Annotated in this window: 16 protein-coding genes; 9 read left to right on the top strand and 7 right to left on the bottom strand. The window is 62.0% G+C overall.

Translation table 11 applies throughout. The features are described from left to right. Nucleotides 1–10 precede the first annotated feature (10 nt). From IAE77_RS07250 to recN, 5 genes are all read left to right on the top strand, one after another. Nucleotides 11–1,504 carry an exo-alpha-sialidase gene (locus IAE77_RS07250; protein ID WP_294223996.1) on the top strand — a complete coding sequence of 498 codons (1,494 nt, stop codon included), beginning with the start codon at nucleotides 11–13 and terminating at the stop codon, nucleotides 1,502–1,504. Nucleotides 1,505–1,525: 21 nt separating this feature from the next. Then, a complete protein-coding gene (locus tag IAE77_RS07245; RefSeq protein WP_294223994.1) occupies nucleotides 1,526–2,533 on the top strand; it encodes a hypothetical protein in 1,008 nt (335 codons plus the stop codon). A gap of 15 nt (nucleotides 2,534–2,548) precedes the next feature. Then, nucleotides 2,549–3,475 carry a ribokinase gene (gene rbsK / locus IAE77_RS07240; RefSeq protein ID WP_294223991.1) on the top strand — a complete coding sequence of 309 codons (927 nt, stop codon included), beginning with the start codon at nucleotides 2,549–2,551 and terminating at the stop codon, nucleotides 3,473–3,475. Nucleotides 3,476–3,535: 60 nt separating this feature from the next. After that, complete coding sequence (locus IAE77_RS07235) at nucleotides 3,536–3,967, top strand: hypothetical protein (protein WP_294223989.1); 432 nt, start codon at nucleotides 3,536–3,538, stop codon at nucleotides 3,965–3,967. 61 nt (nucleotides 3,968–4,028) lie between these two features. Beyond that, nucleotides 4,029–5,690: a DNA repair protein RecN gene (gene recN / locus IAE77_RS07230; RefSeq protein WP_294223986.1), complete on the top strand. Its 1,662-nt coding sequence runs from the start codon at nucleotides 4,029–4,031 to the stop codon at nucleotides 5,688–5,690. A gap of 2 nt (nucleotides 5,691–5,692) precedes the next feature. Here the strand turns inward: recN and IAE77_RS07225 are convergent, their stop codons facing one another. The 6 genes from IAE77_RS07225 to IAE77_RS07200 form a co-directional block, all read right to left on the bottom strand. Continuing rightward, entirely contained in the window at nucleotides 5,693–6,016 is a 324-nt protein-coding gene (locus tag IAE77_RS07225; protein WP_294223980.1) for a hypothetical protein, read from the bottom strand. Nucleotides 6,017–6,054: 38 nt separating this feature from the next. Beyond that, nucleotides 6,055–6,789 (bottom strand): fibronectin type III domain-containing protein, encoded by a 735-nt coding sequence (locus IAE77_RS07220; protein WP_294223977.1) that lies wholly within the window; start codon nucleotides 6,787–6,789, stop codon nucleotides 6,055–6,057. A gap of 54 nt (nucleotides 6,790–6,843) precedes the next feature. Then, nucleotides 6,844–7,848, bottom strand: a complete 1,005-nt coding sequence (galE, locus tag IAE77_RS07215) for a UDP-glucose 4-epimerase GalE (protein WP_294223974.1) — start codon at nucleotides 7,846–7,848, stop codon at nucleotides 6,844–6,846. A gap of 80 nt (nucleotides 7,849–7,928) precedes the next feature. Continuing rightward, complete coding sequence (locus IAE77_RS07210; RefSeq protein WP_294223971.1) at nucleotides 7,929–10,697, bottom strand: PVC-type heme-binding CxxCH protein; 2,769 nt, start codon at nucleotides 10,695–10,697, stop codon at nucleotides 7,929–7,931. A gap of 22 nt (nucleotides 10,698–10,719) precedes the next feature. Then, nucleotides 10,720–11,487 carry a sulfite exporter TauE/SafE family protein gene (locus IAE77_RS07205; RefSeq protein ID WP_294223969.1) on the bottom strand — a complete coding sequence of 256 codons (768 nt, stop codon included), beginning with the start codon at nucleotides 11,485–11,487 and terminating at the stop codon, nucleotides 10,720–10,722. 66 nt (nucleotides 11,488–11,553) lie between these two features. Continuing rightward, nucleotides 11,554–12,684, bottom strand: a complete 1,131-nt coding sequence (locus IAE77_RS07200) for a DUF4013 domain-containing protein (protein ID WP_294223966.1) — start codon at nucleotides 12,682–12,684, stop codon at nucleotides 11,554–11,556. Between the two features lie 171 nt (nucleotides 12,685–12,855). Between IAE77_RS07200 and IAE77_RS07195 the strand changes: the two genes are divergently transcribed. From IAE77_RS07195 to IAE77_RS07185, 3 genes are all read left to right on the top strand, one after another. Next, nucleotides 12,856–14,514 (top strand): DUF1553 domain-containing protein, encoded by a 1,659-nt coding sequence (locus IAE77_RS07195; protein ID WP_294223963.1) that lies wholly within the window; start codon nucleotides 12,856–12,858, stop codon nucleotides 14,512–14,514. A gap of 71 nt (nucleotides 14,515–14,585) precedes the next feature. Continuing rightward, the gene (locus tag IAE77_RS07190; protein WP_294223960.1) at nucleotides 14,586–15,875 is read left to right on the top strand and encodes a DUF1501 domain-containing protein; all 1,290 of its coding nucleotides are present in this window, start codon (nucleotides 14,586–14,588) and stop codon (nucleotides 15,873–15,875) included. A gap of 184 nt (nucleotides 15,876–16,059) precedes the next feature. Continuing rightward, nucleotides 16,060–17,997 carry an SUMF1/EgtB/PvdO family nonheme iron enzyme gene (locus tag IAE77_RS07185; protein WP_294223957.1) on the top strand — a complete coding sequence of 646 codons (1,938 nt, stop codon included), beginning with the start codon at nucleotides 16,060–16,062 and terminating at the stop codon, nucleotides 17,995–17,997. Nucleotides 17,998–18,009: 12 nt separating this feature from the next. Here the strand turns inward: IAE77_RS07185 and IAE77_RS07180 are convergent, their stop codons facing one another. Then, nucleotides 18,010–18,762, bottom strand: a complete 753-nt coding sequence (locus IAE77_RS07180) for a c-type cytochrome (RefSeq protein ID WP_294223954.1) — start codon at nucleotides 18,760–18,762, stop codon at nucleotides 18,010–18,012. A 145-nt stretch (nucleotides 18,763–18,907) separates the two neighbouring features. On the opposite strand from IAE77_RS07180, the gene IAE77_RS07175 reads away from it, so the two are divergent. Next, entirely contained in the window at nucleotides 18,908–20,059 is a 1,152-nt protein-coding gene (locus IAE77_RS07175) for a M20 family metallopeptidase (RefSeq protein WP_294223951.1), read from the top strand. Nucleotide 20,060 lies beyond the last annotated feature (1 nt).

Here is a 20,060-nt window from a genome sequence, read left to right as displayed (position 1 = left end):
CTGCTCTCCCATGAAAACGATTCTCGCTCTAATACTCCTCACCTTCACCACCGCACCCGCGGAGGTTTCGCTCAAGGCTTTGCTGCCCGATGACAGATCGCGGCCGAATCGCGCGGCGGTGCTGCTGGTTGGCGAAAGCGAGCACGCGAAGGCCGTGCAGGATGAGTTGCGAGACATCGCGACGATTCATCAGGCCAAATCGAGCGGCGAAATGACCGCTACGGACCTCGAAACGCTGCCGAAGCGTGAATGGCATGCGATTTGGCTTTCGGGCGGCGAAACGAGTGCGGAGCTGAAAACGGCGCTGAAGGCCAAACTGGCTCCGAAAGGCGATTTCGTCGTTTCTGGGGCTCAAGACGAGGCCAAGGCACTCAAAGCGAAGATCCGAGCCGAGTTGCTGAAAGGCTCCACGCCATGGGCGGAGCTGCCGAAGGGTGAAACGCGTGATCCGGCGAAGTTGCTCGCAGACGACGTGTTGCTCGCGACTCCCGATTCGTTGCCTGTCGTGCCAGCACGCACGGCGACGGTGCTTCGTGCGGAGGAGGGGCAGTGGCAGTTCAATCTGCATTCGTTCATCGCGCATCATGCGGGGAAGTTCTGGGCCATTTGGTCATCGGGTCGGGTGGATGAGGACAGCAGCAGCCAGTTCATCCGCTACGCCACGAGTGTCGATGGCATCACATGGAGCTTGCCGAGCGTCGTCGCAGGCGACCCGGATGGCGAAAATGGACCGCAGCGCTGGCTCGCGTCCGGTTTGTATGTCGAGGGCGGCACGCTCTACGCGCTGGGCTGTCTGAATGAAGGCGACCGCGATGGCAAAATCTGGGCGAATGCGAAACTCGTGCGTCTGAAGTGGACCGCCGATGGCTGGAAGGACGAATCCATCTTCGCCGACAACTGCATGGTCTATTACCCGCCGCTGAAAGTGCAGGGCCGCGACTTCTTCGTGTGGCGGAATGACGCCGCGCACTTCTTCACCGCGCGTTCTTTGCCGCAATACGGCCAGTGGGAGGTGAAGAAGCATCCGAACTTCCCGCCTGACTATCGCCTCAGCGAAACGTCCGCCTTTGCCGATGCCGAGGGCACGCTGCATCTCATCATTCGCGACCAAGGCAAGACGAAGCGCCTCTACCACTCGCTCAGCTTTGACCACGGCGACACCTGGACGCTGCCGGTGAAGACGAACTACCCCGATGCCGTCAGCAAGAACTTCGCGGGCCGCCTCAAGGACGGCACCTTCTTCCTCATCAACAACCCGAAGACCAGCGGCTTGCGCGACCCGCTCACCATCAGCTTCAGCCGCGATGGCTGGACCTTCTCGGACCCCAAAATCCTCCGCCGCGACTCGCCCGCGCGTCGCTATCCCGGCAAGGCGAAAGTGGACCGCAGCTTCCAATACGCCGACGCCATGGAGCGCGGCGGCCGCCTCCACGTCATCTACTCGGTGAACAAGGAAGACATCGAAATCTCCAGCTACGACCTCGCGGAGCTGCTGAAGCCCTGATCACAAAAGACACGCACCGCCATGTTCATCGTCGAATCCTATCCCCTCGCCATCGCCCTCTGCATCATCACGATGATCTGCTGGGGCTCGTGGGCGAACACGCAAAAGCTCACGGGCAAGCAGTGGCCCTTTCAGCTCTTCTACTGGGACTACTGCCTCGGCGTGCTGCTGCTCTCGTTGCTGCTCGCCTTCACGCTCGGCAGTCATGGCGAGGGCGGTCGCGGCTTCGTGGCCGATCTCCAGCAGGCGGAGACACGGCATCTCGGCTCCGCCTTCCTCGGCGGCGTGATTTTCAATCTCTCCAACATCCTCCTCGTCGCCGCCATCGACATCGCAGGCATGGCCGTCGCGTTTCCCGTCGGCGTGGGGCTTGCACTCGTGCTCGGCGTGGTCACCACCTACCTCAGCACGGGCGAAGGCAACCCGCTCATGCTCGGCGCGGGCGTCGCCGCCATCGCGATCGCCATCGTGCTTGATGCGCTCGCTTACAAACGCCTCTCGCACAGCGGCACCGCGCCGATGAAAGGCATCGTGCTCGCCATCGTCGCCGGTTTGCTCATGGGCTTCTTTTACAAATACGTCGCGCAGGCCATGAGCGGCATCGATGCGACCACGCGGGCGCTGGAGCCAGGCAAACTCAGCCCTTACACCGCCATCGTGCTCTTCAGCAGCGGCGTGCTGCTCTCCAGCTTCGCGTGGAATACCTTCGCCATGTGGCGGCCCTTCACCGGCGCACGCGTGAGCTTTGCTGACTATTTTACCAAGGGCTCACCGCGCCTGCATCTCATCGGCGTGCTGGGCGGCATGATCTGGAATCTCGGCATGGCCTTCAGCATCATCGCCAGCACGAAGGCTGGTGCCGCGCTCTCGTATGGACTCGGCCAGGGCGCGACGATGGTCGGGGCGCTGTGGGGCGTGTTTGTGTGGAAGGAGTTCAAAGCCGCTCCGTCCGGCACCAGCAGGCTGCTCGGCGCGATGTTCGTCTTTTACCTCATCGGCCTCGCCATCCTCATCGCCTCGAAAAACTAAACCCCGCATCGTCTCATGCCCGTCTCATCCCTCGTCGTCCTTGGCAGCTCGAATACCGACATGATCGTGCGCACACGCACCCTGCCGCGTCCCGGTGAAACCGTGCTCGGCGGCGAGTTCATCACCGCCGCTGGCGGCAAAGGCGCGAATCAAGCCGTGGCCGCGAGACGCGCCGGCGGCAGCGTGAGTTTCATTGCCCGCATCGGCAGCGATGCATTCGGCGATCAATCCCTCGCGAGTTGGCGCAGCGAAGGCATCGACATCACGCATGTCACCCGCGATGCCAAAGCCGCTTCCGGCGTCGCCCTCATCCTCGTTGATGAAAATGGCGAAAACAGCATCGCCGTGGCCGGTGGCGCGAATCAACGCCTCACGCCCGCACATGTGCGGAAGGCCGCGAAAGTCATTCGCGGAGCGCACACACTGCTCATGCAGCTCGAGACGCCGCTGCCCACCATCCAGGCCGCCGCCGAGATCGCCGCGAAAGCCGGTGTGCGCGTCATTTTGAATCCCGCGCCTGCTCAGCCACTGCCTGCGGAGTTGCTTCGCCAGCTCACCATCATCACACCGAACGAAACCGAGGCCGAAACCCTCACCGGCATCCGCGTTCGCAGTGAAAAAGACTGCCACCGCGCCGCGAACGCGCTGCAAAAGTCCGGCGTGCGCCATGTCATCATCACGCTCGGTGCCCGCGGAGCCTTCCTCGCCATGGACGACGGCACACGACTCCTCATCCCGTCCTTCCCCGTCCAGCCCGTCGATACCACCGCCGCCGGCGACACCTTCAACGGTGCCCTCGCCGTCGCCCTCGGCGAAAACCACCCGCTCCCCGAAGCCATCCGCTTCGCCAACGCCGCCGCCGCCCTCAGCATCACCCGCCTCGGTGCCCAGCCCTCCGCCCCGAAGCGCCGCGAGATTGTGGCGTTGCTGCGTCGTGGGTGATGATCGGCGTGATCAAATTGCGCCCTTGCCTGCCCACGAGCGAGCCTATAAACTCGACGCATGACCTTCACCCAACGCATTCCAGCCGAGCGCTTGCTCGGGCTCGATGTTCACGAGGGCGACACGTTGCATGTGCTCGCCGTGCTGGACTCTTCGTTTGTCGTGCAGGTGAGCCGGGTCGAAGAACCTGCTCCTGCTCGCGGCAAGGCCAGCGAGTGGCTAGCCAACGCCCTCGGCGGTACTCCTGTGAGGCAATGTGCGGCCGCACTCCTGCAAAGCATTGAAACGGACCCTTTCTTCACCGTGATTCAGTCGAGCGGCAGCCTCTATCTGCGGGGACTGAAACTTTATGCCTCCAGATCGGACAAGCATTGGTCGCTCACGGACTGCATCTCGTTTGTGGTGATGCAGGATCAAGAGATCACGGAGGCGCGGACGGGGGATCACCACTTCGAGCAGGCGGGTTTCCGGCCGCTGTTTGCAGGAAACTGACGCGCCGTCTTGAAATGCGTCGCGGACTTCCCATCTTCGCGGACCTCCAAACCGCCGCCGCATGCTTTCTGTCCTCAAAATCCGCAATCTCGCTCTCGTCGAAGACGTGACGTGGGAACTCGCGGCGGGGCTGGTGGGTGTGACAGGCGAGACCGGGGCGGGGAAGTCGATCATCGTGGGGGCTTTGAAGCTCATCCTCGGCGAGCGGGCGGACCGCTCACTCATCCGCACGGGGCAGGATGCCTGCACGGTGGAGGCGAGTTTTCATCTGAAGGATGCGAAGGCCGTGGATGCGGTGCTCGAAGAGGCCGGGCTGGAGCCTTGCCAGGATGGCGAGTTGATCGTGAAGCGCACCATCAGCGCCAGCGGGGCGAACAAGCAGTTTGTGAATTGCTCGCCGGTGACGATTCAGGTGCTGAAAAGCCTCGGCGAGTTCCTTGTGGATCTTCATGGGCCGCATGATCATCAATCGCTGAACTCCCGTGAGCGGCAGATGGACATGCTGGACAAGTTTGCCGGCATCGAGGAGCAGCTCGCGAAGTATGAGGCGGCCTGGAAGGAATGGCGGGCGACGGCGACAGAGCTCGACGAACTGGAGAATTCCGAACGAGCCAGCAGCCAGCAGATCGACATGCTGAAGTTTCAGGCGAATGAGATCGCCTCCGCCGACCTGAAAGCGGGCGAAGAGGAGGAGATCGAGTCGAAGCATCGCATCGCGGCGAATGGCGCACGCCTTGCCGAGCTATGCGGTGCCATCACGAGCCGTCTGAGCGATGGTGAAGGTAGTGTGATCGATGGTTTGCGCGAGATCAGCCGCAGCATCCATGAGCTGGAGAAGATCGATCCGGGCACGGCGAAGATGTTTGAAGGCTTCAAATCCGCGCAGATCGAGCTGACGGAGCTGGAGAGCAGCGTAGCGGACTACGCGGAGGAGCTGGAGATCGATCCGGCGGAGCTCGTGCGGCTGGAAAGCCGTATCGACACGATTCAAAAACTGAAGCGGAAGTATGGCCGCACGATTGGCGAGATTTTGGAGTTCCTGGCCGAGACGGAGCGCAAGCTGAGCCGCATCGAAAATCGCGGCGAGGAGATCGCGAAGCTACAAAAGCTCGTCAAAGAGCGTGAGGCGGAGGTTTTGAAGCTCGGGAAGCAAATCTCGAAAAAGCGTGCGGATGCTGCTCCGAAGCTTGCGAAGGAGGTCGCGAGCCATCTGGCCGATCTCGGTTTCAAACAGAGTGTTTTTGCCGCGCAGCTCACGAACCTCTCGGAACCGGCCAAAAGCGGTCTGGAGGAGGTCGATTTCCATTTTGCGCCGAATCCGGGCGAGCCATCCAAGCCACTGCGCATGACCGCATCGAGCGGAGAAATGTCACGCGTGCTGCTGGCGGTGAAAAGCGCCCTCGCAAAGCAGGACGCGGTGCCGCTGCTCGTGTTTGATGAGATTGACGCGAACGTCGGCGGCAACATCGCCGAGGCGGTGGGCCGCAAGATGGCCGCGCTGGGTGCCACGCATCAGGTGATCGCCATCACGCACTTCCCGCAGGTGGCCTCGCTGGCGAAGAGCCACTTCGTCGTGACCAAGGAGATCAAAGGCGGCCACACGAAATCCCAAATCGCCGAGGTGGCGGGTGATGAGCGCGTGGAAGAACTCGCCCGCATGCTCGGCGGCAGCGCCGCGAGTGCGCGGGAGCATGCGAAGAGCTTGTTAAAAGGAGCGGCGTGAGGTCACGCCGAAGCCGTCTGCATAAAGATTCGCGGCGGCCGGCCTTTGACGCGTTTCAAAGTGGCGTTGAGGGCCAGATTGGCGAGCTGGGTCTGGGGATTCCATCCTTTCGGAGCTTTTTTGCCATGGCTGGTCCAGGGCATGCCTTCGGCGATCCACCGCTGGCGATGTTCATCATAACTGACTCCCTGGTCATCGTCAGTCACACCGAACTGGAAACCGCAGCAGGCGCAGATTTCCATCGATGCTCCGCCGGTGCGATTGCGCGGCGGTTCCGCGAGCTGGTCGTAACCGCACACGGGGCAAAGGTTGGAGGTATTTTTCATGGTTGGGTGGTTGGGGGAAGGTTTGCTGGCGTCTGGCTTCAGCGGGTCATGAAGCGCAACTCAGAGGGTTTCACGGCACGTCCGGGCTGGCGCTGCCAGTAGGTCGGGCTGTCGGGTTTGAAGAAGGTCTTGGTCCTGCCTGAGCCGGTGTAGGCGGCAAAGGCTCCAGTCTTGGGATCGAAGACGCGCAAAGTGCCATCGGTCGCATCGAGTTTCATCGGCAGACTGTCACTCCGGGCACGTTGGAGGAAAAACCAGGCCTCCGCCGCATAGTCATCCGCCGATTTGCTACCAAAGTCTCCGCCGTGGCGTTCAAAGTGATCTTGCAGTGTGGTGATGTTTCCCCAGGTCTCACGTGCGGGAGGCGCTTTGGCTTTAGCGGCGACCGTCCCGGCTTGCTTCTCCGGAACGATCGCATCCAGCACGCGCCGCACCAACGAGGGTTGCGTGGCCTCTGCCGGGGTGATGAAACTGCCACCTGCCAGCCGGGTGCGGGCACTGCCAATGCTGTAATAGTAGGTGGTCCCCGGGGTCAGCCCCTGAAGCGTCACCTCATGATTGCTGCTGACAGCGCCTTCGGTCTTGCGATCGAGTGTTGTCGGGCTCAGCCCATACTGAAGGCGTGTGCCGCAGTCCACGTCGGTGCGCCATTGAATGACGGCGCTGCTGGCTGCCGGCATCACCTCAGGCTTTCCGATCAGTTCCACAGCATGAGCCAGCGAGCCCGCAGCGAATGCAAGCAGGCAGACAAGCCGGAGAATGAAGGGTGTCATGAGATCGAGCGGTTAAAGCAGGGACATGCTGTGACAAACTCGGACGGCATGCGTTCAATTCGCATATCGTCCGCCTTGCGGCCCGTTCATCCATTTCCAGGCGCTCTCAATGTGTTCGCGAGGATCGAGGTGAGCGGCTTTCCAGCCAATGACCTTGGCCGCGAGAGCAGGGTCAGCGACGAGTTCGGAAGGATCACCCGCGCGACGCTCGCCATACACGATTGGGATCGTTTTGCCCGTGACCGACTCGGCAGTGGCGATGATTTCCTTCACACTGAAGCCTCTTCCGGTCCCTAGATTGATCGCGATGGTGTCGCCGCCTTCGCGGAGATATTTCAAGGCGAGGGCGTGGGCGCTGGCGAGATCACACACGTGAATGTAGTCGCGGATGCAGGTGCCGTCCGGCGTGGGGTAATCCGTGCCGAAGACAGTGATGTGCGGCCGGTGGCCTGTGGCGGCCTGCAGGACAAGCGGAATCAGGTGGGTCTCGGGGTTGTGATCCTCGCCGATCTCGCCGCTCGGGTGGCAGCCGGAGGCGTTGAAGTAGCGCAGGAAGACCGATTTCAGGCCCCAGGCACGCTCGCAATCGCGCAGCACGCGTTCCAGCATCCACTTCGACGCTCCGTAGGGGTTCACCGGTGCCTGCGGATGCGTCTCGTCGATCGGAATGCGGACCGGATCGCCATAGGTGGCGCAGGTTGAGGAGAAGATGAAACGCTTGCAGCCGTGCCGTTGCATGGCTTCGAGCAGGGTGAGAGGGGCGGCGAGGTTGTTGCGGTAGTACTTGAGCGGGTCGGTGACGGATTCGCCGACATAGGCAAATGCCGCGAAATGAAGCACCGCCTCCGGTTTGTGTTCACTGAAAAGCTTTTCAATGAGAACCGCATCCGCCATCTCGCCTTCGATGAAAGTCACGCGATCCATCGGCAGCGCATCCCGATGGCCGAAGACGAGATTGTCGAGCACGATGACGCGCTCGTGCTGGTCCAGCAGGTGACGGACGGTGTGGGAGCCGATGTAGCCGGCTCCGCCGGTGATGAGGAGGGGTCCTTGAGACATGGTTTAAAATACAGCAGGGACGAAGCCGCGTGCCAAATGGAGATTCCTTTATCGCCTATCCCACATTTGGGAGGTATCCGTCACGGTTTTGTGTCCGGCAGCTTCACCTGCACCGGATGCATGAGGTAGGCGATCAAATCGCGCACTGGGTCGGGCGGGAAGGCCAGCAGGAGCCCCTCGGGCATCATGGAGAGAGGCGAGGTGTCGGTTTTGGTGATCTCCGACCGGTCGAGGGTCAAGGTTTCGGTCAAGGTGCGCAGCGACAGCGTCCGGTCGCTTTTTTCCGCGATCACGCCGCTGAGCTGGCGGCCGTCTTTGAGGGTGAGGATGCTCATGCGGTAGTCCGCGCTCACGACGCCGCTCGGATCGGCGATGTTTTCGAGCAAGTAATCGAGGCTCGCACGACCGCTGCCGGTCAAATCGGGCCCGATCTTGCCGCCTTGGCCATACATCATGTGACAAGCTCCGCAGACGGCGGTGAAGAGCATGCGGCCGTTGCTGAGATTGGCTTGCTTGAGCACTTCGGGCTTCAAATCGGCCTTCAGCTTCTCGATGAGCTGTTTTTTGTCCGCCGCAGACTCGCGCAACTCGCCCCAGGCTTCGATGAGCAGCTTCGAAAGCGCCTCGTCATTGAAAGCGCGGATCTGGCGCGCGTGGAAAGCGCTCAATTCGGTGCGCGGAATGCGCCCGGCGGCCATTTCGGCTAGCATCGCCTTCGCAAAGGCCGGACGCGCGACGAGCGTGTCCATGATGCTCGTGGCAAACTTGCGGTAGCTCTTCGCGAGTTGCTTACCGATCTCAGGATCATCAAACAACGCTAGACCTCGTGCAGCGGTGGTGTTGAGGCCGCGAACGTCGATGAGCTTCGTGCAAAGCTCCCGCAGATCGTCCGGACAGGCTTCGATGAGCGTTTTGAGAGCCGACTCGCGGGCGGCGATGTCCGCTTGGTCATCCATCGCGATCTTCTTCACGTCATCAAGCGCACGGCCATCGCCGAAGAGGATGCTCAGGTCGCGAAGATGCAGTGATTTCGAGCTAGCGACGACTTTGTCCCAATTCGTCGGCTTGGGAGCCTTGCGGATGCCTTTGAAGGCCTCGGCCATGCCTTCGAGCACGTCGTCGGAGCTGTTGATGGCGAGAAGTGCATTCAGTGCCTCCGGCTCCGTCGCGAGCTTGCGGGCGATCCAACGCGTCACTTTGGGCCAGGAGCATGCTTTGGCGATTTCGAGCAGCGCATCGGCCTTCAGCGGCGAAATGCCATACCAGACCATGTGCGACAAAAACGGGTCATTGGCGTCTTCGGTGTGTGAAAGCAGTGCAATGGCCAATGCAGGCCGTTTGTCGAGCGGAAGTCGCTGAAGCACGCTTGCGAGGGTGAGTCGGACGAGACCGGAAACATCTTCTTTGGCGTGTAGAATCAGTTCGGGCATGGATGCTGAGATTTCAGCATCGGGATAGTTGGCACCTGCTTGTGGTCCAGTAATGCTGTCTATTGGCCAGAACTGAGTGTGCTCGCGTATCGCTTGAACTCGCATGTGCTCCACATCAGCTTTTAAACCGGCCTTCGGCCACGGTTTGCGCCAGGCAAAGGGCTTTTCGGGCTTCTTCGGCTCGCCGTAGCTGATGCGGAAGATGCGGCCGGAGGTGCGATGCACGCCGGTGGATTCGTGGCATTCGCCGGTGTCGCTCCAGTCGAGGATGAAGCCGCTGCCGTCGGGGCCGGTTCTGATCTCGATGCCGCGGAACCATGGATCGTCGCTGAGGAAGACATCAGGCTCGTGTTTGCCGACGTAGCCGCTGCCGTTGCGCTCAAGGCGCTCCACGTTGGCGCGGCGACCGTGCATGTTGAGCGTGAAGAGCTTGTTGCGATACTCCTCGGGCCATTGATCAGCCTGATAAATCATCATGCCAATGTGTGCGTGACCGCCGCCGAAGGAGTTCGCTTTACCATCGCGGGAATCGCTCCACTTGCCGCTGCGGTCGTAGTGGTAGTGGTCGGCGATGGTGTCGAGCTTTTCATACACAAGCGGATTCAGCGTGCTCGAATCCATCAAATGCGCGCCGTGGATGAGATGCCAGAGGTGGCCGGTGACGGTGTTGATGAAGAACATCTCGCCGTTGGCATCCCAATCATGGCCCCACGGGTTCGTGGTGCCATGCGTGAGCACTTCGACGATCTTTTTCTCGGGATGGTAGCGCCAGATGCCGCCTTTCATCGGCACGCGCTGCTCCTCGGGCGTGCCGGGAATGCCGAGCTTGCCGGGGCAGGAGTGGCCGCAGCGGCCGTAGAGCCAGTCATCGGGCGCGAAGCGCAGACCGTTGGCGAAGTTGTGGTAGTTGTCCTTTGCCACCGTGAAGCCGTCGATCACCACCTGCGGCTCGCCATCGGGAATGTCGTCGCCATTCGCATCCGGAATGAAAAGCACCTGCGGCGGGCACATGAGCCACACGCCACCGCGACCGACCTCGACGCCGGTGAGCATCTGCACGTCTTCCGTGAACACTTTGCGTGTCTCGGCGATGCCATCCCAGTCTTTGTCCTCCAAGATGATCACGCGGTCCTTCAAGCCGAGGTCAAAGCGCTTCGTGCGCTCGGCGTAGGTGTAGTTTTCCGCCACCCACATGCGGCCTTTGCCATCCCAGGACATCGCGATGGGATTCTGCACGTCCGGCTCTGCGGCAAAGAGCGTGGCCTTGAAGCCTTCCGGCAGCTTGAGCGCTTTCAACGCCTCCTGCGGCGACATCGGCGACATCGGCGACGGATTGCCGGGCTCGCTGTTGTAGAGCGCGGGGAAGTCGGCGGCGAGTGCGCTGCTGATGATGCAAAGGCTAAGGAGAATCGGTTTCATGAAGGAGGCGAATCAGGCTGGTTTACCCGCGGATCAGCCACACGGCCGCGAACGCGGTGAGCCAGAAGAGGACGTTTTCGAAGAGCTTCTGCGGCAGTTTTCTCAAGATCCACCAGCCGAGGAACACGCCGAGAATGACGCCGGGCATGAGCGTGAGGTTGGTCATGAGCGACTTCGGATTGATGATGCCCAGGTCTGCGCTAAACGGGAGCTTGAAGAGGTTCACAAAGAGGAAGTAGCGGCTGAAGACGCCGAGGTGCTCCTTCTTCTCCAGGTGCTGGGCGAGGAGGTAAACGGTCATCACCGGCCCGGCCGCGTTCGCGAGCATGGTGACGACACCAGCGAGGAATCCCATGGTCCAGGTGAAACCGTGGTGCTCGGTGAGGGCGAGGAAATCCTGCCGACGCTTGTTGAGCAGCCAGTTGAAGATCAGCAGCGCGATGATGATCCAACCGATGACGATGCGGGCCGTGGCGTTGTCAAATTTGCCGAGCAGCACCCAGCCCACGATCACGCCGACGATGGCGGGCGGCAGGATTGGCAGGATGCGTCGCCAGGTGCCGCCTTTGCGGTTCAGAAAGTAGCCCATGAAGTCCGCCGCGATGAGCATGGGCAGGATGACGCCGACGGATTCCTTCGCGCCGAAAATCTTCGCCATCAGCACCACGTTCAGCGTTGAGGTGCCTGACAGCCCCGCCTTCGACATGCCGATGCACATGGACCCGAGCAACGCGAGCACAAGCATCCAGGTGTCAGCGGGGAGGAGCGTGTGTTCGGTGAGCCAGAGCATCAGAAAATGACGAATGGCGAATGACGAATGACGAACAAGCGGGAACTCGTGACCGGGCTTCTTTTGTCAAAGCGCCATCAGCGGTGCGGGCACGAGGAAGGCATGCTGCTCCAGCAGGCTGAGCGATCCGTTCCAGGAAAGGTAAGGCGTGACATAGACGACGATCACGTAAGCGAGTCCGACGGGGACGATGCCGAGGCGGGCCGTCCAGCGCCAGAACCAGTGACGCGGCTGCTCGTGACGCGTGGCGCGGCTCATGGCCCAGCCGGTGAGCAGGCGGGCAGGGAAAATGAACATGACAAAGAGCAGGCTCGGCGCCCAGGCGAGTTCACGCGGCGTGAGTTCGATCTTCAGCAAGTAGAGCGGCACGGCGAAGAGCAATGTGACGAGCAGGGAGAGCCAGAACGCGAGCGGCGCACGCAAAAACAGCCGTCTCACCTCACGCAGCTCGAAGATCGTGCTGAAACGGTCGGTTTGGGCAAAACGGGCCTGCAAAAACGGCAGATGAATGGCCACGAGCAGGAGCAAAATGCCGCCCAGCAGGGAGACGAGGATCGAAGCGCCCTGCGGCAGTTTCGTGGCGAGCAACAACACGCTGACAGGGGCGATCAACCACACCAACGCCCCGGCAAAGCCGCGCAGACCCAGCCAGAAATAGAACGGCAGCCGCAACGCAACGACGTACTCGGTGGCGATGCGCTGCAGGTTGCCGAACTTTCCGGGCGAGCGCAGCCAGCGCATGAAACGCACCGGCTGCGGCCAGAGGAAGTGACGAATCTTCCCGCCGCGCAGGCAGGCCCACAGGATGTGGGCGAGCACGATGGCGATGACGGCGATCAAGCCTGCATGCCAGGCCTTTGCCACACTGCTGCCGGGCGCGATGAGCTCAGCATCCCGCCACATGCCGGAGACGAGCCGGGCGGGCCAGATGACGAGCCACGCACCAGCGGCGATGCTGCCGATGACAGAGGCTTTTCTAACTCCGACGAATCCATCCCGGACGCGGCCCGTGCGTGCGATGGTGCCGCTCACGTGCAGGAGGTAGCCGAGGCTGAGAAAATTGAGCACCGGAATGACCGAGCAGACCGCCAGGAGCGCGAGCAGGGCCAAGAAGCCAAAGATCCAGTCGAGGACGGACGCGACAGAGCGGAGAAATCCCTTTTTTTCCGCGGGAGCCACCACCACGTCCGATGCCATGGCTGGCGCATCTGTCGGCTCAGCAGGAAAGGGTGGTTTGAGGGGTAGCGGCGGCGGTGCGGCGGTCATTCGGGGCTTAGAATACCAACATTGTGGCGTTTGTTGCAAACTTCGCCAGGAAACCGAAGGTCGGAGCGTGTGTTAAAGTCCGGTCCTGAGCGACCTTCCGTCATGAGCCCTTTCCGCACCTCCCCAAGCTGGCTGATCTGGCTGCGAAATGCTGTGATCCTGGGTTCGCTGGCCGTCGGAGTGGCCTGGGGCGTGGGTGAGCTGCTGACTCCGCCTGTTGTGCAGGCCGCGCAAGGCTTGGGATTGTCGAAACAAAGGCTGGCCGATGTCCGGAAGGCCGCGTCGGGAGTGGATTCGGAGTTTGCGAAGGACTGGGCGCAGAAACATTGGCCGCCAGCGGAGCGGGCCGATGATCTCACCATTGCCCGCCGTCTGTCGCTGGCGCTGACGGGCAGCATTCCGTCCCTGCAGGAGGTGCGTGTGCTGGAGTCGGTGAAGTCAGACGATGTGCCGCAGTGGTGGCTTTCACATCTGCTGAAGGACCGGCGCACGAGTGACTACCTCGCCGAGCGTCTGGTGCGTGTGTATGTCGGCATTGAGACGGGGCAGCTGCTCTTTTATCGCCGCCGACGGCTGGTGGAGTGGTTGAGCGACGCGATCCGGGAGAACCGCCCCTACGATGGGATCGCGCGGGCGTTGATCGACTGTAGCGGCGTCTGGACGACCAACCCGGCGGTGAATTTTGTCAGTGTCACGAGGAACATGGGCAAAAGCCTCGACGAGGCGAAGCTGGCCGCGCGTGTGAGCCGTGCCTTCCTCGGCGTGCAGATGGACTGTGTGCAGTGCCACGATGGCAAGCTCGGCAGCACGTGGAAGCAGGAGAATTTCCACCAGCTTGCCGCCTACTTCGGCCAGGCGAAGTTTGAGCTGAACGGCCTGCGTGACGATCCGAAGCTGAAATACAAGACCCGCTACCTGGGCCGGACGGAGGAGGAGGTCGTTCCCGCCAGGGTGCCGTGGAAGCCGGAACTGCTGCCGGAGAAAGGCACGCCGCGCGACCGGTTCGCGCACTGGGTCACGGCGAAGGACAATCGCCCCTTCGCCCGAACGCTGGTGAACCGAGTCTGGGCGCTGCTGTTCAACCGCCCGCTCATCTCGCCCGTGGATGACATTCCGCTCGAAGGTCCGTTTCCGCCCGGCATGGAGGCGCTGGCGGATGACCTGATCGCCCACGACTTCGATCTGCACCGGCTGATTCGCGTCATTGTGGCCACCCGCGTCTTCCAGCAGTCGAGCCGCTCGGCTGATCCGGCACATCCAACGACGGAGGAGGCGGAAAAGTGCTGGGCGGTGTTCCCGGTCACGCGTTTGCGTCCCGAGCAGATGGCGGGCAGCGTGATCCAGGCCGCGTCGCTGAGCACCATCGATGCGGAGACGCATGTGCTCTTCCGCATCAAGCGTGACATCGACGTGGCAAACTTCGTCAAACGCTACGGGGATTCCGGCGAGGACACCTTCGAGGACGCAGGCGGCACCATTCCACAGCGGCTGCTGCTCATGAATGGCAACATGGTGACCGACAACACGCGCGGCAATCCGCTCGTGAACGCAGGCACGCGCATCGGCATGCTCGCACCGGACAACAGCATCGCCGTGGAGGCCGCCTACCTGTCCATCTTCACCCGCCGCCCGACAGCGGCGGAGTCCGATCATTTCACCCGCCTGCTGGCGGAGGCGAAGAGCACCAACGCACGAAGCAACGCCATGGCCGACCTCTACTGGACGCTCATGAACGCCACCGAGTTTTCCTGGAACCATTAGCGCTGCGCCCACCCCATTGTGGCAGCCTTTGGCTGTCTGTTTCGCTCCACTCGGCACTGAATTCGCCACTTATGAACATCTCTCCTTGCCAAAGCCACTCACACCTCAGCCGTCGCTCGGTCCTGCGTGGCACGGGCATCGCCGGGCTCTCCTGGCTCACGCCGCTGGCCGATTTGCTGGCTGTGGAGGCGGAAAAGGCTCCGTCGGGAAAGCCAGCGCGCTCGGTGATCCTGCTCTGGCTAGGAGGCGCGGCCAGTCAGCTCGACACCTTCGATCCGCATCCGACCACGAAGATTGGCGGCGGTGTCAAAACGATCCCGACCGCGATCAAAGGCGTCGAATTCGCCTCAGGCCTCGAGCAGACGGCCAGCGTGATGAAGGATGTGTCGCTGATCCGGTCCATGGTCAGCAAGGAAGGGGATCACGAGCGTGCCTTTTACAACATCAAGACCGGTTATCGGCCTGATCCCACGCTCATTCACCCGAGCATTGGCGCTATTGTCTGCCATGAGCTGCCAGAGGCGAAGATCGAGATCCCCACGCATGTCTCCATCCTGCCGAACCAGTGGCCGGCACGCGGCGGCTTCTTCGGCGCTCAATTCGATGCCTTTCAGATGTATGACCCCAAGCAGCAGGTGCCGGATGTGAAGGCACGCGTCGATGAAAAGCGGATGGATCGCCGCCTGGAGGGCCTGTCCGTGGTCGAAAATGTCTTTGCGCAGGGACGGTCGCCGAATCTCGACGAGGAGAAGACGCTGCATCAGATCTCCATGCAGCGTGCGCGGAAGATGATGACCTCCGACCAGTTGAAGGCCTTCAACGTGAGCGATGTTCCCGCCAAGGAACTCGCTGCGTATGGCGACACCCCGTTTGGACGCGGCTGTCTGGCGGCGGTGCGCCTGATCCAGGCTGGAGTGCGTTGTGTCGAGGTCACGCTCAGCGGCTGGGACACGCATGCGAACAATCTCGAAGGCCAGGCCTCCCAGGTGAAGATCCTCGACGCTGCCTATGCCTCTTTGATCCGCGATTTGAAGAAGCTCGGCCTGCTGGAGAGCACGATCGTGCTCTGTGGCGGCGAATTCGGCCGCACACCGAAGATCAACAACGTCGGCGGTCGCGACCACTGGCCGCACGGCTTCAGCATGCTCGTGGCGGGCGGCGGATTTGCCGGCGGACGCGTGATTGGCGCCACGGACCCTGAGGGTGAGAGGAAGGAGCCTGAGAACCCGGTCTTCGTCGAAGATCTGCACGCGACTGTGCAGAGCCTCTTCGGCATTGATTACAGCAAGGAGATCATGACCCCCATCGGCCGCCCCATGGTGCTGAGCAAAGGCGATGTCGTCGAGGCATTGAAGGCGTGACGGCAAACGGACTGAAAATGGGGCGGGACTTGGCAATTGCCCATGGGGATCGCCCGTGCTATCGGCGGTGATCTTCTGATTTGCCACGATGTCCGAGATGCGGCCCAAACCAAGAAAAAGAAACGTGTCCGCCAGTGGAGAGACGCAAGGGGAGGGCGATGCCGGCGTGGGTTTGCAAACGGCCATGAGCCGTCAGTTGGACGAGGTGTGCAGGCAGTTGGAGGAAGGCGTGCAGCGCATGGCCAGGCAGGGTGTGGAAATTGACCGACTGCAGAAGCTGCTGGCCGAATTGAACGCTGCGGTGAAGCACCTCGAAGCCGAAGTGAACGACCAACGTGAAGCAGGGGTGACTTCGCCGGAGCCTGCGGCCGACCAGTCCGTGGACACGACGGATGAGCCATCACAACCTCCGCCACCCGATTCTGGACAGGTTGAGGCGAGGCTTCTGGCTCTCATGGGCCTGCCGGTCGTTCCGCGTGAGCCGTTGGCCTCCGGGCCAGGTGCCAACCCTGTGGAGGAACGCTTGAGGATCATCATGGGGCTGCCGGTCAGGACCCAGCCCCCGGAAAGTGTTCGCGTCTGCCCGCCTGGCGAGGGCGTCAATGGTGACCTCTTTGACTGGGAGGCCACTGCAAGCAAACAGGACTCCCTGGAATTGGTGACGAAGAGGAGACTTGCGAACCGACACCGTCGTCAGGGTTCGCAGAGCCCGGTGCTGCACATGACGCTCGGCGGGTTGATTGCCGCTTGTGCAGGATTGGCGATGCAGTGGTCGGCCCTGACAAAGCCGATGGATCGACGGCCCGAGACGCCGCTCATGGCGGAGCTTGCGGCATTGAAGGCCACCGTGGCCAGACTGGAGGCACGGCAGGCCCTGGTTCCTCCCTCACCAGCCATGCCGGCCCAAAAATCTCCCGCGTTCCCATTGCCGGTGCCTTTTCCTGCGCCACCACTCAGAATTGCCGGCGCAACGATCCAACCACTCCTGCCGCGGTTGACAGAGGCCAGTCGAATTCCGGCTGCACCGTTGGCAAGCAGTTCCTCCGCCGCTGAAAGTGGCACGAAGCCTCCTCCCGCCGCGAAAGACAAGAAGGCCAGGAAGAATGCTGTGCCACCGCCTGAGCTGGCGAAGAAAGGCGGTCCGACAGCAATCGCGGATGTGTCGGCGAAAAAAGCCGCGCCTCCGCCCGGTCTGGCCGAAAAGACTCTGCCAAAGCCCAAGGCGAAGGCACCGCCCAAGCCGGTGGTCGAATCAGAGCTGGTTCTGATCAACGGAGGCACCGTGGTTCTGGGGGATGGAATCGATGGCCTGCGGGATGCTTTGCCTCATCGCGTGACCTTGAGCCCCTACCTGATCGGGCGTCACGAGGTGACTTTGGAACTGTGGGAAAAGGTCCGGAATTGGGGCCGCGATCATGGGTATGATCTGCCGGCGGGGATGGGAAAGGACGCCAGGCATCCCGTATATGCGGTGGTCTGGGCGGAGGCAGTGAAGTGGTGCAACGCACGGAGCGAAATGGAGAAGCTCACGCCTTGTTACTATGAGGACCGGAACCAGAAGGCGGTGTTTCGCTCGGGAGAGGCGACTCTGACCAACGCATGTGTGAAGTGGGGTTCCAATGGCTTCCGGCTGCCGACGGAGGCGGAGTGGGAAGTGGCGGCACGCGGGCGTCTGGAAGGGAAGCGTTTTCCGTGGGGTGATCAGATCACCCACCAGAATGCCAATTACAGCAGCAAGGCCTCCGCTTCGTATGACAAAAGCAGTCAAAGAGGGGTGCCCCTGGCTTATTCGGGGCAGTTGCCGCACACGGCTCCGGTCGGCAGCTTCAAATCGAATGGCTTCGGGCTGTACGACTTGGCGGGAAACGTGGCAGAGTGGTGCTGGGATTTCTATGACAAGCACTACGGCATCGCGGAATTGAACACGGCGGCCTCAGGTGCCGACGCCCTCGCCCTGCCTGCTGTCAAAGATCCCCGTGGTCCTGAATCAGGCGCGACCAGTGTGGTGCGCGGCGGGAGCTGGAGGCATGACGCCCCGGACGCCCGCTGTGCCAGCCGCTTTGATCTTCCAGTGTCCGTCCAGTCTCCCCACGTCGGGTTCCGTGTGGTTCGGAACTCGTGAAGTTCCTTCGACTCAGCGCTCCGCCGTTTTCACGTCCTTGAACGGGCTGCCTTCGACCGGCTGCTTGGCCGGTTCCTTCGCGGGTTCAGGCTCCGGGTTCAGCGTCATGATGTAGGCCACCACGTTGCGGAGCATCTGCTCGTCCTCGATGAAGAGCGTGGTCATTTGCACCATCTTGGCGCCGTTGACGTCGTTCTTGATGGTGCCACGGCGGCCTGATTTGAACTTTTTGAGCTGCTCCTCGAGATACCAGCCCTGACGGCCGATCAGAGGCGGGCTGCCGAAGGCCATCTCACCACTGGCGTTGTAGCGATGGCACTCCATGCAGCGCTCGTGGAACAGCTCCATGCCTTCGGTGGGGTTGGTGTCGGCCATCTCCCGGTCTTTGCCCGCCGGGACGACCACCGGCATCTTTTCGACATGGGCGATCACGGCCTTGATCTGTTCGGGCTGCAATCCCTTCGCGATCGCAGCCATCATGAAGGACTGCGGATCGGCGGCGTCGTGCCCGCGGCGGCCTTCACGGAAATTCGTGAACTGTGTGGTGACATACCAGGAGGGCATGCCGGCGATGGAGGGCGACTTCAGCTCCATTTTTCCCTCGCCATTGCCCCCGTGGCACTGGGCGCAGACGGTCTGGAAGATGGTCTTCCCATCGGTGGCCTTGGTGGCTGGAACGACGGGTGCCGCAGGCTCGGCAGCGTGCAATGCGGCACCGCATGCGCCGACAATCAGGAGCGTGAGAGGCTGGCGGAGGAAATTCATGGCCAAAAAACGGGGTAAGTTGCACCCTGGTTACAACAATGCCGCCGCAAACGCCGTGCGCGGTCGTCTTTGCCAAAATCCGCACATCGCAGGTCAAATCCGGCACGCGCTTGCGTGGCGCCAGGTGCTGTGCCTTCCTGCGGCCATGCCCGCGCTCCCAAAGAACGTCGTCGAACTCACCCAGGCTCTCGTGCGCATCCCGTCGGTCAATCCCGACGGCGATCCTGGCACCGACGGCATCGGCGAGGAGAAGTGCGCGCGGTTCATCGCGGAGTTTCTCGAAGCTTCGGGCGCTGAGGCCTTTCTGGATGAAGTGGAACCCGGCAGGCCGAATGTGATCGGCCGTTTTCCCACGAATCCGAGCGCCGATGGCAAACCGAAGCCACGCATCCTCTTCGCTCCGCACACGGACACGGTCAGCGTCGGCGGCATGACGATCGATCCCTTCGGTGGTGAATTGCGGGATGGTAAAGTGTGGGGCCGAGGAGCCTCCGACACCAAAGGACCGATGGCGTCCTTCCTGTGGGCGCTGCATGAGATGCGGGATGAAATCCCAAATCTGCCGGTGGAGGTGCATTTTGTCGGCTTCATGTCGGAAGAGAGCGCCCAGCTCGGCTCCCAGCACTTCGCGAAGCACCATGGCCGCTACGATCTCGCCATCATCGGCGAGCCGACCAGTCTGAAGACGGTCTTCCGCCACAAAGGCTGCCTGTGGGCCGACATTCACACCACCGGCGTGGCCGTGCATGGTGCGACGCCCGAACTCGGCGTGAACGCGATTGTGAAGATGGCGCGTCTGGTCGAGGCGCTGGACACGGATTTCCGCGACATCCTGGCCGAAGCCGGCGGCGATGATGAATGGCTGGGCGTCAGCACGATCAATCTCGGCATGATCCATGGCGGCACACGCAGCAACATCGTCGCCGACGCGTGCAAACTCCGCGTGGACATCCGCACCACGCCTGGATTGCAGCACGCAGGCGGTGCGCTGGCGCTGCTGACCGACTTCGTGAAGCGCATCGACGAAACCGCGGATGTGACCGTTGCCAGCGAGGCCTTCCACCTCGACACCGATCCCGCGAATCCCTTTGTGCAGAAGCTGATCGCCGCTGGAGGCGATCTGACCGGCGCACCGTGGTTCTGCGATGCCGCCTTCCTCGCGGTGGCGGGCACACCGGCCATCGCCATCGGTCCGGGCAGCATCGCCCAGGCCCATACGAAGGACGAATTCATCGCCGTGAGCGATCTGGAGGACGGCGTGGCGTTTTTCCGGCGGTTTCTGGCAAGTCTGGGATGAG

The sequence above is a fragment of the Prosthecobacter sp. genome, assembly GCF_014879935.1.
Classification (GTDB): domain Bacteria; phylum Verrucomicrobiota; class Verrucomicrobiia; order Verrucomicrobiales; family Verrucomicrobiaceae; genus Prosthecobacter.
This window is presented reverse-complemented; position numbering and strand designations above follow the sequence as displayed.